The following is a 12773-nucleotide window of genomic DNA, read 5'->3' as shown; positions in this document are numbered from 1 at the left end:
AGAATTGTTGTTTCGATGGAGCTAATGAAAGTCTTAATGATAGGAGGATATATGTAATGGCAGATTTGGAGAAAATTACGATCAATGTAGGGCCGGTCGATTTGGGACAAATCGATTTGCTCGTTGACCAGGGCTTTTATTCGAATCGGACGGATTTTATCCGTATCGCGATCCGAAACCAGATTGATTCTCACAGCCATGAGATCAATCAGTACAAGCAGGAAAAATACTTTGTGTTCGGTGTAGCGGAATTTAACCGCAGCGAATTGGAGGACCTGAAAAGCCTGGGGAAACGGCTGAATGTAAAGCTGGTGGGCGCACTTGTTATTTCTAGCGATGTCACTCTGGAATTGGCCAAAGAGACGTTTGAGAAGGTAAAAGTGTTCGGGATGATCCGCGGACCGGAACCGGTGAAGAAATGGTTAAGGGAGCTGCAGCAAGAATCTTGAGCGCATCCTATAAAAGCAAAAAAGGCGGCAGTTCATTGGAATTATCCAATGGGCTGCCGCCTTTTTCGGTTTAAATATTGTTTTCATTGGAAAAATCCAATGAAATCTCGACGGTTTAGATACAAAAGGGGAGTTTCACACTTTCTGATTGGATTTTTCCAATGGATCTGCCCCAATTCCTCTGTTTATCCTCAACCTTGTTGGAAAAATCCAATGAAACTCCCTCTCAACTCAAACATCTAAGTTAGTTATGCACATATCCGTCGGCTCAATCGCAATTAATCCAGCTTCGGGAACGGATTTTGCCGCCAAATCCAAGGTGATCTTTGGGATATCTTCGAATTACTCCTGGTTATCCACAAAGTTATCCAGATATTATTCAAAGTTATCCAGTTATTCAACATTGTACACAGCGCGGTGTGTGAATAATGTGAATAAACTGTTTATTTGTTGATAGCAAAAATCCGGAACTGCATCGGCTCCAGCGCATAAGACGCGGTTTCCGCACCAACGGCAACCTTCTCGCCGCTCCACAGATCGACCGCATTTTGCCCGTGCCATTTCGAAGGCAAACTAAACGCAGACGGCTCTTCCCCGTTATTCAGAGCGACCACGATTTCCTCGTCGCCTTGGCTTCTCGAGAAGACGAACAGGCCGGAGGCGTCATCCGCTTTAAGCACCTGAAGATGACAGTTTGCGGTGATGGCCGAATGGCTCTTGCGGATGGCAATCAGCTGTTTGACGAAGCTCAGCAAATCCTGATCCTGCTTCGCCGGATCCCATTCCATGCACGCACGGTAGTAAGCGAAATCATCGCCGTCTCCCTTGAGGCCGAGTTCATCGCCGTAATAAATGCACGGGCTGCCCGGATACGTAAAGAGCAGCAGGAACGCCAGCTTCAGCTTGGCGGTATCATCCCCGCACTGGGTCAAAACGCGCGCCGTATCATGGCTGCCCAGCAAATTGAACAACACTTCGTTGACATTTTCGGGATACAGCTGAAGATGACTCGTCAGCAAATTTCCGAAGCGGGAAGCGCCGATTTTGCCCTTGGCGATAAAGTCGATGACCGCCTCAGTGAACGGATAGTTCATGACCGAATCAAATTGGTCCCCTTGCAGCCATGGCATCGCGTCGTTCCAGATTTCCGCCACCATATAGACATCGTCCTTCACGGCTCTTACGGTGTTTCTGAATTCGCGCCAGAATTTATGGTCCACTTCGTTCGCTACATCCAACCGCCAGCCGTCGATATCGAACTCCTCGATCCAATACTTCGCAACGCCCAGAAGATACTCTTTCACTTCGGGATTGCTCGTTTTCAACTTGGGCATGTTATCCGTAAAGGCAAAAGACTCATATGTCGGATGATCCCCTTCTTCCTCCCCGAAGCTGAGCATATGGAACCAATCCGCATACCGGGATTTCGCGCCATGCTTCAGCACATCCTGGAACGGGGCGAAGCCGTAACCCGAATGATTAAACACGGCGTCCAGCATAACGCGGATGCCCCGAGCATGACATTCTTGGACTAACTTCCGGAACGTTTCCTTATCGCCGAACTGCGGATCTATTTTCATATAATCGATCGTATCGTATTTATGGTTGGTCGGCGCCTCGAAGATCGGAGTCATATAAATGCCGGAAATCCCGAGCTCCGCCAAATAGTCCAGATGCTGAATGATCCCCTCAAAGTCACCGCCAAAGAAGCTGTCCGGTTTCGGGGTGTCTCCCCATACTCCATTAGTATTTGTTTTACGGCCGGGGTTTCCGTTCGCAAAACGTTCCGGGAAAATTTGATACCATACCGTATCCTTTACCCACGCCGGTGCATCAAACACATCGATTTCATTCAAATACGGGAACCGGAAAAAGCGGTTGTCCTCCAAATCCTCCGTGAATCCCATTTCGCCCAGAACCCAAGTCTCGTTGCCGTCAGTCACTTCGAACTGATAAACAAACCGGTTATTTTCCGGCGAGATCGCGATAAACCAATAGTCGAATAATTCATCGGATGTCACCTTCGACATCGGAACCTTGTCCGACAGCATATGCCCTTCCGCCCAGCGGTAAGGATCCCCGTGGATCAGCTCCACGCTCGTCAAATCATCCTTTTTCGCTCTCAGCCGAATATGCAGTGTGTTAGCGTCGTAGGCATAGGCATAACTGTTTTTTGGACGGTGAAAAATCGCTTCTTTAATCATTTGTTTCTTCCTCCTTCGTCAATTAAAAAAATAAAAAAGAGCACATCCCCAGATGCTCTACGGGGTTGTGCTCTTCATTCGCTCCGGATGAAAAGTCAGGCATTGCCCTTATGTTGATGTGCTCCATTTAATTGGTAGTATAGATCGGCTTGGTCCGGGTGTCAATCGCTATTCGATGAGATCACATCCAGCAGTCCCATCTCCACGCAGGTTTGGAGGGACAAGGTCTTTATCCCTTGGTGAAACGCGATGTCGATCAAATCACCATGCCGACCGCGAACTTCTCCCTGCCCGAAAACCTTATGCCGGACGCTGTCCCCTGCCGCAAAGGCAGCCGCTAATTTTTCACCTTCGCTGCTATCCTCCGCCGGCTTTACGATAGTTCGGATGTGAGAGAGGAAACGGGATTCGGCGACTTTTTCCCCGTCCCGCTCCTGATACGTCAATAGCTCCAGCCGCCGCTTCGCCCGCGTCATTCCGACATAGAACAGACGGACGGCCTCCTCCATCAACGCCTCATCCCCCGCTGAATTCTTCTTGATATCTTCGGAAGAAGGTATAATGCCGTCAACCAGATCGATCATGTATACTTTCTCGAATTCCAGGCCTTTTGCGCTGTGAAACGTGGACAGCGTGACGGCATGGTCTCCCTTGTTTCTTTTCGAGGTTTTTAGCGCCGATTCCAGCACCTTCAGCCGGTTCGCAAATTCCTCCATCGTCGCCAGAGTATCCGCTATTTCCTCCAGCGTATTCAGGATCCCGATCAAAAACTCCTTGCGAAATCCGAGCCACTCGCACATTTTGTCCAGCGCCTTCTCGTAGCCGAGCAGCCCCCGGATAACCCGGATCGCTTGCAGCGGCGGCATGCCGCTCATCTCCCGGAACGTGTCCCGGTTGGCCACAATCGGCCCCCGCTGGTAATCCTGCAGCTTCACATAGTTCAGCAAATTGTCGAAAACGGACTCGTTGTTCTGGATCTCCTTAAGAGCCGCCATCTGCTGTTTGCTGATGTATCCGGCCATCTTTAAATGAATCTTTTCCAGAATGTCCGTCCGTTTATCGGTATACGTCATCCTCATAAAATTCAAAATGTCCTCTACCACCCAGTGGGAAAAGAACCGGTTATCCGTATCCTTCATATAAAACGGGATCCCGGCTCTGTCGAGCGCATTCATTAAAGCGATAGAAGAGGAGTTATTGCGGTACAGCACGGCGACCTCTGAGAGCTGGTCCGACTTCGCGATTTCCTGTACCACATGCTTGGTTTGCGATTTATAATCCGCAAAGGTCCGGATTCCGATCGGCTCTCCCTCTTCTCTCCGCTCCGTAAACATGTTCTTGTTATACCGGTTTTTATTGCGCCGGATAAACTGATTCGCCGGGTCTACGATACTAGTAGTGGAGCGGTAGTTTTGCTCCATAAACAGAATCGCCGCATCCGGGAAAGCCTCCCGGAAGTTCAGCAAATAGGAGGGCTCCGCTCCTCTCCAGCTGTAAATGGACTGGTCATCATCCGCCACCACGCAAAGATTGCCATGTCTCCGGACCAGCTTTGCGATGATTTCATGCTGAACCAGCGACGTATCCTGACTTTCATCCGTCAACATATAATCGTACTTTCCCTGGTATTTCCCCAGCAGCGCTGTATCCCGCTCGAGAATCTCGTTCCCCAAGGTCAGCATATCGTCAAAATCGACCAGCAGCTTCGGATGGCCTGAGCGTTTGAAGTCTTCATACTCGCGTAGGATCGACTCCGCCTCCGGGACCCCGGCCTTCACGGTTCCCCATTTTTCCGGCGGAAGCATTTTATTTTTGACATAACTGATATAGGTCGTCAGCTCTTCCATTTGATCGTCCGTCATATTTTCCCCGGTTAGGGATTTGAAGATTTGGCGCAAAATAACCTTTTTATGCAGCGGTGCATGTTCGGGTCCTTCTTCCTCCGCCCGTTCCAGCTCTCCGCCCCCTTCGATCATTTGATAGTTGATCCCCGTTTTGCGGAAATGCTCCCGGACCACCTCGTAGGCGAGGCTGTGAATTGTAGAAAACTGTACAGGCGGTAGCCCGGGAAAAAATCGCCGGTACCGCTCCTTCATATCATTGGCGGAAGCACGGCTAAACGTCACTGCCTTGATTCGGGCAGGCTGCACGCCTTTCTCCTCGATCAGATAGCCGATCCGCATAATGATCGTGGTCGTTTTCCCCGACCCGGGAGACGCAAGAAGCAGGACAGCCCCCTCGGTATGGAGAACTGCCTGCTTCTGAATATCGTTTAATGCGACGCCGAGCTCGCTTTGCTTACGTTCAAAAAATGCTGTCTTATAATTTACGCTCATTCTCGATGTACCCTTTCACAAAATGCGGCATGAATCACTTTATCATACCACGTTTTTTCAGTCAGGGGCGCACGGATGATCATCATCCTGCTTCCAAAAGCCGGCACTAATCGCCTAGGATGGCCGCGGCCACCACAGCATGACGGACACCCCGATCAGACAAATCGCCGCTCCGATCCAGTCGAACATATCCGGCGTCTTCTTATCCACAGCCCATCCCCAGAATACCGCGAGGATAATGAATACACCGCCATAAGCCGCATAAACCTTGCCGAACGAAGGGAATTTCTGCAGCGTGGGAATAATGCCGTAAAGCACTAGAATTAGAGCGCCAACGATGCCGAGGCCAAACGATCTCCCTTCCCGCAACCATAACCAAACCAGATAACCGCCGCCGATTTCGGCGATGCCCGCCAAGATAAATAAGATGATGGACTGCAACATATAGTTCACTTCACCTTTTTCTGAAAATATATCGTCTACAGGCATTATACTTTCAATCCGCAAGCCATCAAAGAAAAAAGCCGTTCCGAACCGAATAATTCCGATTCTTAACGGCTAATAGAAATGTAGTTATATATTCTCAGCATTCTTCAAGGCATGTTCCCAGCTTGGAAAATAAAACAAAGCGCTTCGCATTAATTGAGGATCGGACTGCTTCACTTGCTTCTTGCTGATAGACACGCCGTTTCTTTGCAGTTCCCTGATCCGGTTAATCACCTGGTCTGCGTCGAGTGTAATATCCATCTGATCACCCCCTCATTCCCCATACTTGCCATTTAGGGGGTGATCTATGCAGCAGGTTTCAAGGAATGGCCTGCCTTATTTGATCCCCAGACGCATTCGGTAACTGAACAATATCTCCTTGGTCTCGCCGTTAAAGTATTCCTCCACGTGGTTGCGGAAGTCTTCAATCTCCGGATGGAGTTCCGACGAACCCTGTTTCAATACCGTCTGGAGTCCGCCTTGACTCAGGGCAAGGCCCGTATAGCGTTCAGCGTCGCAGGTTTCCTTGTTATGAAACACAATTTCGCGGGTATAGCGGAATACCCCGCTGTCCTTCAACACCTTCAGGTGCTCATTCTTATTTCGCTTGACCGCCTGGTCTTCTCCGTCCGTTAATTGCTGAGCCAGCAAGTCCGCCTTTTCCAGCAGCTGAAGATATTCCTTTTCCAGCTTCCAATGGATAGTCGGCGGCCAATCACAGTCGTATGCGGCAAACGCGCCGCCTTCGTTCAACACCCGGCCCGCCTCCTTCATGGTGCCGACCGGCTCCATCCAGTGAAACGACTGCGAGCAGGTAATAATGTCGACCGATTCGTCCCCGATGTCACCCAAGGAGTTCGAATAGCCGGGAACAAAAGAAATGTGAGCCGCACCCGGGAGTGCTTGGCGCTTTTTCTCAGCTTTGCTTCTCATGTCGCCATTAGGCTCAACTCCAATGATTCGATCCCCATAGTCCTTCCATATGAGGGTGGATAAGCCCGTTCCGCAGCCCAAGTCCAGCACCAGTCCAGGTCTCTTTTCCAAATAGGAGGTCAAAATGTCCACAACGAGTTTCGGAGCTTCCGGACGAAATTGATCATATAGATCCGCAAATCCGGTAAAGCGCTCCACATTGCCTTTCAAATTTCCTTCAGGTATCGTCATTGCTTCCACACCTCTCCCATTTTTAAGCTTTTCCTGCCGTGATACCGTACACCTTCAGATTCTGATAAATCGCTTTGAGCAGCGGAGTGTCGATTTGGTGATCCGCCGCGATTTGCAGCAAGTAACCGTGCAGGTGATCTCCTTCAATGGAGAAACCCTTCTCCATATCCCGCTGCATGGAGGATTTCATCTCATAAGACATCTTCCCCATCGTTGCCATATGCTTGTTTACGATCTCGGGATCGAGCGGAGCTCCGTGCGCAAGCATTACGGATTCAATCTCCCGAAGGACGCTGCGGAGGAAGTCGCCGCCGCTTTCCCGAATCGGGCCCATAGGAGCCCGCATCAGCGTCGTCACGCCCGCCATCGTCGCGATGAATAAATATTTATGCCAAATATCCGTTTCAATATGGCCGCTGCGGACAAAAGAAGTCTTCGTCCCCCTTAGCGCTTCTTCGATCCGGCGAATCCTTTCCGTATCCTTCTGTCCGAATTCTCCGAACACAACGTAATGATTCGGACTGGAATGGAGGACATGTCCTTCGCTACTTAATGTAGTTTCTATGAAGCAAAGGCCGCCGATTACTTGATCGGCTCCGAACTGCTCTTGCAGGATGGAATAATGCGCCACGCCGTTCAGCAGCGGCAGAACCACCGTATGCTCTCCGACGAAAGGCTTCAAATCCGTGATTGCGCTTTGCAAGTGATAGGCTTTGGTTGAAAACAGCACCAGATCATAGGCGCTTGCCGGGTCCGAAGCCGTAATCGTCTTCGGCTGCAGCGTGATGTCCCCGGCGACGCTGCGGATGACCAGGCCATCCTTCTCCAGCTGTTGTTTGCGCTGCTGGCGGACCAGAAATGTAACGTCCGCTCCCTTTTCCGCCAAGCGCCCGCCGAAGTATCCGCCTACCCCTCCTGCTCCAAGCACTAAAATACGCATATCTCGTCCTCCCTCTTTCCGGTTTAATTTCTCGAGCGAATTTCTTCGCCAATCTGGTTGGCGATTTCCGGGATGGTTCTTGAACCGCAGTCTCCTTCGCCCCGTTTTCTGACGGAAACGCTGTCCGAGTTCTTCTCATTCTCACCCAGGACCAGCATGTACGGAACCTTCTCCAACTGGGCCTCTCGGATTTTATAGCCAAGCTTTTCATTTCGGGCATCAATTTCTACGCGGATCCCCGCTTCCTCCAGCGACTTTTTCACCCGGTAGGCATAGTCGACATAGTTCTCGGAAACCGGCAGCAGCTTGGCTTGAACCGGTGCCAGCCACAGCGGAAACGCCCCCGCGTAATGCTCGGTCAGCATCCCGATGAATCGGTCGAGCGATCCGTACACCGCACGGTGAATCACGACCGGCAGATGTTTTTGATTGTCCTCGCCGATGTAGGAGAGGCCGAATTTCTCCGGCATTTGGAAATCGAGCTGAATCGTTCCGCACTGCCAACTGCGTTTGAGGGCGTCCGTAATGTGAAAGTCGATCTTGGGACCATAAAACGCCCCGTCGCCTTCATTGACGCGATATTCGATGCCGCGCCGGTCCAGCACATTTTTCAGCGATTGTTCCGCCTGTTCCCACAGCTCCTCCGAACCCATGGAATCCTCCGGCCGTGTCGATAATTCAATCTTATATTCAAATCCGAAGATTTGGTAGATATGGTCGATCAGCGCAATGACATTGCCGATTTCCTCCTCAATTTGTTCCGGCAGCACGAAAAGATGGGCATCATCCTGGCAGAAAGTGCGAACCCGCATCATCCCGTTAAGAGCTCCGGAAAACTCATGGCGGTGCACCTGCCCGTATTCCGAAATCCGGATCGGCAAATCGCGGTACGAACGCAAGCTGTTTTTGAAAATAAGCATATGTCCAGGACAGTTCATCGGTTTAAGCGCATAGGTAGTGTCATCCACGTTCGTGAAATACATATTGTCCTTGTAATGGTCCCAGTGCCCGGATTCTTCCCAAACCCGATTGTTCATCATCAGCGGAGTGCGAACCTCGTCATAACCTCTTTGCCGCTGAAGCTCGCGCTCGAAATTTTCCAGCTCCGTACGGATCGTCATTCCTTTGGGCAGATAAAAAGGCATGCCGGGCGCTTCTTCCGAGAACATGAACAACTCCAATTCCTTGCCCAACTTGCGGTGGTCGCGCTTTTTGGCTTCTTCGAGAAAATGCAGATGCTCCTCGAGCTGAGCCTTCTTTGGAAACGCCGTTCCATAGATCCGCTGCAGCATCTTGTTGTTCGAATCTCCGCGCCAATAGGCCCCTGCCACGCTGAGCAGCTTGAACGCTTTGATCCGCCCGGTGGACGGAAGATGCGGCCCCCGGCATAAATCCAGAAATTCGCCTTGCTCATAGACTGTAATTTCCGCGTCCTCCGGCAAACCCTGAATCAGCTCTAATTTGAGCGGTTCTTCAAGCTTTTCAAATATTTCCGTCGCCTCTTCCCGGCTGACTGCCCGGCGAACGATCGGCAGATCTTCCTTGATGATCCCTTCCATTGCTTGTTCAATCCTGGCCAGATCGTCAATGGATAACGGCTTTTCAATATCGATGTCATAATAAAAACCGTCCGCGATTACCGGCCCGATACCGAGTTTAACCGCCTTGTCCCCGTAAATTGACTTGATTGCCTGGGCCATGACATGCGCCGTAGTATGTCTGTATATCTCAAGCCCCTCTTTGCTGTCCAGCGTAATCACCTCAATGGTGCTATTCTGGCCGATCGGGCAGTTAAGGTCTGCTAGCTTCCCGTCGATCTTGCCGGCGACAGCATTCTTTCCGAGTCCGGTACTGATGGACCCCGCGACTTGGGCAAGGGTGGTTCCTTTCTGATACCTCCTAACAGTTCCATCTGGCAAAGTAACTTCGATCTCCATGATTTAGCCTCCATTTCTTTAGTGATTGGACGCTGGTGCGGTAACGGAAGCTTATAGATTAGTTTCCGAAAAAAGAATGCAAAAAAACGCATCTCATCCGCCAAGGGACGAGTGCGTTCAACTCGTGGTTCCACCCTAATTCGACCCCCGTCCTTCATCGCCTGGCATTTGCTCAAGGATGGGAATGGAAGTCCTTATTAGAATCCAGTATCGGGGATTAGTCGGTGGCACATACTGCCGCCATCCAATGGATCGGCGGGTTCAACGCCACGGCTGCAAAGGGGTAATTCCACGTCCGTAACAGGAGAAGCTTTCAGCTTGGGCTTCTCTCTCTGGGCAGTCCGTGATGGGAATCATGTCTTTGGTCATCACCTTGTATTTGTTATTGGCTACAACAATATTACAAAGTCATTCAAAATGTCAAGGGCCTTATTTTACGTAGGCTCCAATAAATTCGGATACCTCATGATCATAAGCCTCCGGATTCACGAATCGGGCAAGACCATGCCCGGCGCCCGGTACAACCACGAGCTTCTTCTCCGACGGGCCGTTCTCGTACAATTCATGCACCATTTCGGTCGGCACGAACAGATCCGCATCGCCATGAATGAATAGAGTCGGGGTAACTGATTTTTTCACTTGCTCCAGGGCGGATGCCTCCCCAAAGAAATATCCAGCCCGCAATTTCGTCAACAGACTGGTAGTCTGAACTAACGGGAAGGACGGAAGATGATACATTCGTTTCAATTGGTAAGCTAACTGATCTTTGGCCGACGTATACCCGCAATCGTCTACGATCGCCTTCACATTGGCCGGCAGCTTCTCCCCGCTGGTCATCAGAACGGTTGCCCCGCCCATGGACACGCCGTGCAGCACGATTTGCGCCTGATCACCCGAATGCTCGATGACCCGCTCAATCCACCGGACATAATCCTTTCGCTCCGGCCAGCCGAATCCGATATAATCCCCTTCGCTTTCACCATGTCCGCGGGCGTCCGGCAGAAGCACATTATAGCCCAGCTTTTCCCTGTACATTTGCGCCAAATTGCCCATATCCGCAGCTTTGCCGCTGTATCCGTGCGCAATAATAACGGTTTTATCACTTGGGATTTCTGCATCCAGGTAGAAGGCGTGCAGCATAAGTCCATCATCCGACTTCAGGCTCCAGTCCTCAAAAGCCTGCTGCTCCCACCAGTGTTCATTTTTCGAATAAGGGGTCTCATCGGCGCTGACACTGACCTCCAGGTCCGGGTTGCCGTTTAAAAACTCCTTGTCGGCGCGGGCGACCGCAACATTGTAGAAATAGAAGCTTGCAGCGGTGAGTACAAGAAATACAAGAATAATTACGGAAGCAACCACCATAAACACCTTTCTCTTCATCAAAATTTCCTACGGCTTGCCTTTGAATTACATTACATAACATTATACCGTTTTCAGACCACATCACATGATGATAATTTTTATAAACTGAAAAAAAAACGCCCCTTCCCGTATGGAAGGAGCGGCAGTGCGCAATCACTTGACTGAACTATTTGAGGTATACCTGACTCGCCAACACGGATGAGAGCTCTTCGGTCGGGATGACAAATTCCACGACGCCCATATAACCTGGGGCCACTTCGTATTCGTTGAATGAAATGACGAGCTGGTTCGATGAATTAATATAGAAGTTCTGATCCTTCGCAATTTTCACAAAAGCGTCCGGCATATCCTCCGACGGCTCCGCCCAGTAAATTTTGTTCGGATCCTCCGCCATTTGCTGTTTCATCTGGGCTTTAATATTTTCGCTGATCACATCGATGTAGCTGTCGTCTTTAAACAAGCTCGGCAAGGTAAGCAGCACATGATTCTTTTTATCCACCGTATCATATTGAATGCTTGTAGCCGAGGAACCCGCCGTCTCCTCTACATAACGTCCGATGGACAGAAGTCCCTCGGTCTCCGTCTTGATGACGACGCCGCTGTCCACGCTGAAATGTCCGTCTTCGCCGACCGCCTGTTGAGCGTTCATTTCGGCCATGAATTTATCGTACAGTTCCTGACCCTCCGCCAAATACTTTTCATTCAGGCTGCTTTCCAGCGACGGATCGCCCAAATCGCCGACTGAAGGTACTTTGATATCCGCCTCGTAATTGCCTTTGTCGGCTTTGTATTCCCTGACGGTCAGAACGTCTACCAAACTTCCGAGCACGGGGACTTCGGATAACGTCCGGGCAAATGCCGGACTCGTGTTCAGACCGGCCACGAAAACCGCAACCGCAGCTACCCCAATGACCCAGGAACGGCGCAACCGGGAGCGGGAACGCGTGCGGAGACCTGCCTGTGCTCCCACGTCCGAATGCGATCCACTCTGTACTCCGGCGCCCGTCATATCCCGACCTCCAGTATGCGGCTCAAGGTGCCCGTTACCGGAATCGGCTTGGCGTCCCGTCTGCAATGCGGATTTCACGATTTGGTCCAGCTCCGGGGGAATCGGAATGGATGCGTATTTTCTCTTTAATTCGTCCATGTTTCTAACCTTTTTATCGTCCATATTCTGGCGCCTCCTCGTTGTGTACCTCTACCTCTTCCATTTCAATTCGCAGCAGCTTTAAAGCTTTGTATAGCCGGGTTTTAACGGTATTCACATTCAGCCCCAGCACCCCGGCGACTTCCTCAATCTTTAAATCCTCAAAATATCGGAGTACGACGACGCTTCGATAATCGGGCGGAAGCTCGTCCAGCGCCTTTTCCAGATCCATATCCCGGTAATGATCCTCTTGCCCGGAATCCCGATACTCCAGCTCGGCGTCACTTGCGACGGCAACCCTCTTTCTCCGCCGCAAGAAATCGAGCGCTGTATGAACCACGATCTTGTAGAACCAGCTCTTAACCGCTGTCTCGTCATGCAGCGTGTCCGACTTGATCGCTTTGTGAATGGAGTCCTGCACGATATCGAGCGCATCCTCCGGATTCAAAACATAGCCGTATGCCAGCCGGTAAAAATTATCTTTGTTATGCATAACAACATCCGTAATAAGTTCGTACTGCCTAGGCTTGTTCATCTTGCCACCACCTGATTTCCTCTCGTTAGCTAACGTTGCAATCAGTAAATAGACGCACGAGGTGCGGTAAAAAGTTTGCGGACGCCCACTAGAGTAAAGGGCAGATGATTTCTGCCCCTCCTCATCAAACCGTACATGAGGTTTTCCCTCATACGGCTTTCCGATGTTCGTCATTCATGCGCATGCGATTTATAAAAGCGTCCTTAGTCCATA

11 protein-coding genes are annotated in these 12773 nt (G+C 50.6%); 1 reads left to right on the top strand and 10 read right to left on the bottom strand.

Going from position 1 to position 12773, the window contains the following annotated elements; translation table 11 throughout:
* The first annotated feature begins 56 nt into the window (after positions 1 to 56).
* Complete coding sequence (locus KJS57_RS17335) at positions 57 to 449, top strand: ribbon-helix-helix domain-containing protein (RefSeq protein WP_211024187.1); 393 nt, start codon at positions 57 to 59, stop codon at positions 447 to 449.
* Positions 450 to 892: 443 nt separating this feature from the next.
* Here the strand turns inward: KJS57_RS17335 and KJS57_RS17330 are convergent, their stop codons facing one another.
* From KJS57_RS17330 to sigV, 10 genes are all read right to left on the bottom strand, one after another.
* The gene (locus KJS57_RS17330; RefSeq protein ID WP_213655771.1) at positions 893 to 2653 is read right to left on the bottom strand and encodes an alpha-glycosidase; all 1761 of its coding nucleotides are present in this window, start codon (positions 2651 to 2653) and stop codon (positions 893 to 895) included.
* Positions 2654 to 2814: 161 nt separating this feature from the next.
* On the bottom strand, positions 2815 to 4989 hold the full coding sequence (locus KJS57_RS17325) for an ATP-dependent helicase (RefSeq protein ID WP_213655770.1): 2175 nt from the start codon (positions 4987 to 4989) through the stop codon (positions 2815 to 2817).
* Between the two features lie 114 nt (positions 4990 to 5103).
* A complete protein-coding gene (locus KJS57_RS17320) occupies positions 5104 to 5433 on the bottom strand; it encodes a YnfA family protein (protein ID WP_213655769.1) in 330 nt (109 codons plus the stop codon).
* 129 nt (positions 5434 to 5562) lie between these two features.
* On the bottom strand, positions 5563 to 5736 hold the full coding sequence (locus KJS57_RS17315) for a hypothetical protein (RefSeq protein ID WP_211024181.1): 174 nt from the start codon (positions 5734 to 5736) through the stop codon (positions 5563 to 5565).
* 75 nt (positions 5737 to 5811) lie between these two features.
* Positions 5812 to 6639 carry a class I SAM-dependent methyltransferase gene (locus tag KJS57_RS17310; protein WP_213655768.1) on the bottom strand — a complete coding sequence of 276 codons (828 nt, stop codon included), beginning with the start codon at positions 6637 to 6639 and terminating at the stop codon, positions 5812 to 5814.
* Positions 6640 to 6661: 22 nt separating this feature from the next.
* Positions 6662 to 7579, bottom strand: a complete 918-nt coding sequence (locus KJS57_RS17305; RefSeq protein WP_213655767.1) for a ketopantoate reductase family protein — start codon at positions 7577 to 7579, stop codon at positions 6662 to 6664.
* A gap of 23 nt (positions 7580 to 7602) precedes the next feature.
* Positions 7603 to 9516, bottom strand: a complete 1914-nt coding sequence (gene thrS, locus KJS57_RS17300; protein WP_213655766.1) for a threonine--tRNA ligase — start codon at positions 9514 to 9516, stop codon at positions 7603 to 7605.
* A gap of 429 nt (positions 9517 to 9945) precedes the next feature.
* Positions 9946 to 10896 carry an alpha/beta hydrolase gene (locus KJS57_RS17295; protein ID WP_211024173.1) on the bottom strand — a complete coding sequence of 317 codons (951 nt, stop codon included), beginning with the start codon at positions 10894 to 10896 and terminating at the stop codon, positions 9946 to 9948.
* Positions 10897 to 11044: 148 nt separating this feature from the next.
* Positions 11045 to 12049, bottom strand: coding sequence for an anti-sigma-V factor RsiV (gene rsiV, locus KJS57_RS17290; RefSeq protein ID WP_244861606.1), 1005 nt, complete (start codon positions 12047 to 12049; stop codon positions 11045 to 11047).
* Positions 12039 to 12560, bottom strand: coding sequence for an RNA polymerase sigma factor SigV (gene sigV / locus KJS57_RS17285; protein ID WP_213655765.1), 522 nt, complete (start codon positions 12558 to 12560; stop codon positions 12039 to 12041). The genes rsiV and sigV overlap by 11 nt, the downstream gene beginning before the upstream one ends.
* Between the last annotated feature and the right edge of the window lie 213 nt (positions 12561 to 12773).

This window comes from Paenibacillus vini, from assembly GCF_018403325.1.
GTDB classification, from domain to species: Bacteria; Bacillota; Bacilli; order Paenibacillales; family Paenibacillaceae; genus Fontibacillus; species Fontibacillus vini.
The sequence above is the reverse complement of the archived record's forward strand: the minus strand, read 5'-3'. Positions and strand labels throughout refer to the sequence as shown.

What these genes read in the sequence shown, in the direction of transcription:
- KJS57_RS17335 (WP_211024187.1), top strand. Translation starts at nt 57, where the DNA reads ATGGCAGATTTGGAGAAAATTACGATCAATGTAGGGCCGGTCGATTTG.
- KJS57_RS17330 (WP_213655771.1), bottom strand. Translation starts at nt 2,653, where the DNA reads ATGATTAAAGAAGCGATTTTTCACCGTCCAAAAAACAGTTATGCCTAT.
- KJS57_RS17325 (WP_213655770.1), bottom strand. Translation starts at nt 4,989, where the DNA reads ATGAGCGTAAATTATAAGACAGCATTTTTTGAACGTAAGCAAAGCGAG.
- KJS57_RS17320 (WP_213655769.1), bottom strand. Translation starts at nt 5,433, where the DNA reads ATGTTGCAGTCCATCATCTTATTTATCTTGGCGGGCATCGCCGAAATC.
- KJS57_RS17315 (WP_211024181.1), bottom strand. Translation starts at nt 5,736, where the DNA reads ATGGATATTACACTCGACGCAGACCAGGTGATTAACCGGATCAGGGAA.
- KJS57_RS17310 (WP_213655768.1), bottom strand. Translation starts at nt 6,639, where the DNA reads ATGACGATACCTGAAGGAAATTTGAAAGGCAATGTGGAGCGCTTTACC.
- KJS57_RS17305 (WP_213655767.1), bottom strand. Translation starts at nt 7,579, where the DNA reads ATGCGTATTTTAGTGCTTGGAGCAGGAGGGGTAGGCGGATACTTCGGC.
- thrS (WP_213655766.1), bottom strand. Translation starts at nt 9,516, where the DNA reads ATGGAGATCGAAGTTACTTTGCCAGATGGAACTGTTAGGAGGTATCAG.
- KJS57_RS17295 (WP_211024173.1), bottom strand. Translation starts at nt 10,896, where the DNA reads ATGAAGAGAAAGGTGTTTATGGTGGTTGCTTCCGTAATTATTCTTGTA.
- rsiV (WP_244861606.1), bottom strand. Translation starts at nt 12,049, where the DNA reads ATGGACGATAAAAAGGTTAGAAACATGGACGAATTAAAGAGAAAATAC.
- sigV (WP_213655765.1), bottom strand. Translation starts at nt 12,560, where the DNA reads ATGAACAAGCCTAGGCAGTACGAACTTATTACGGATGTTGTTATGCAT.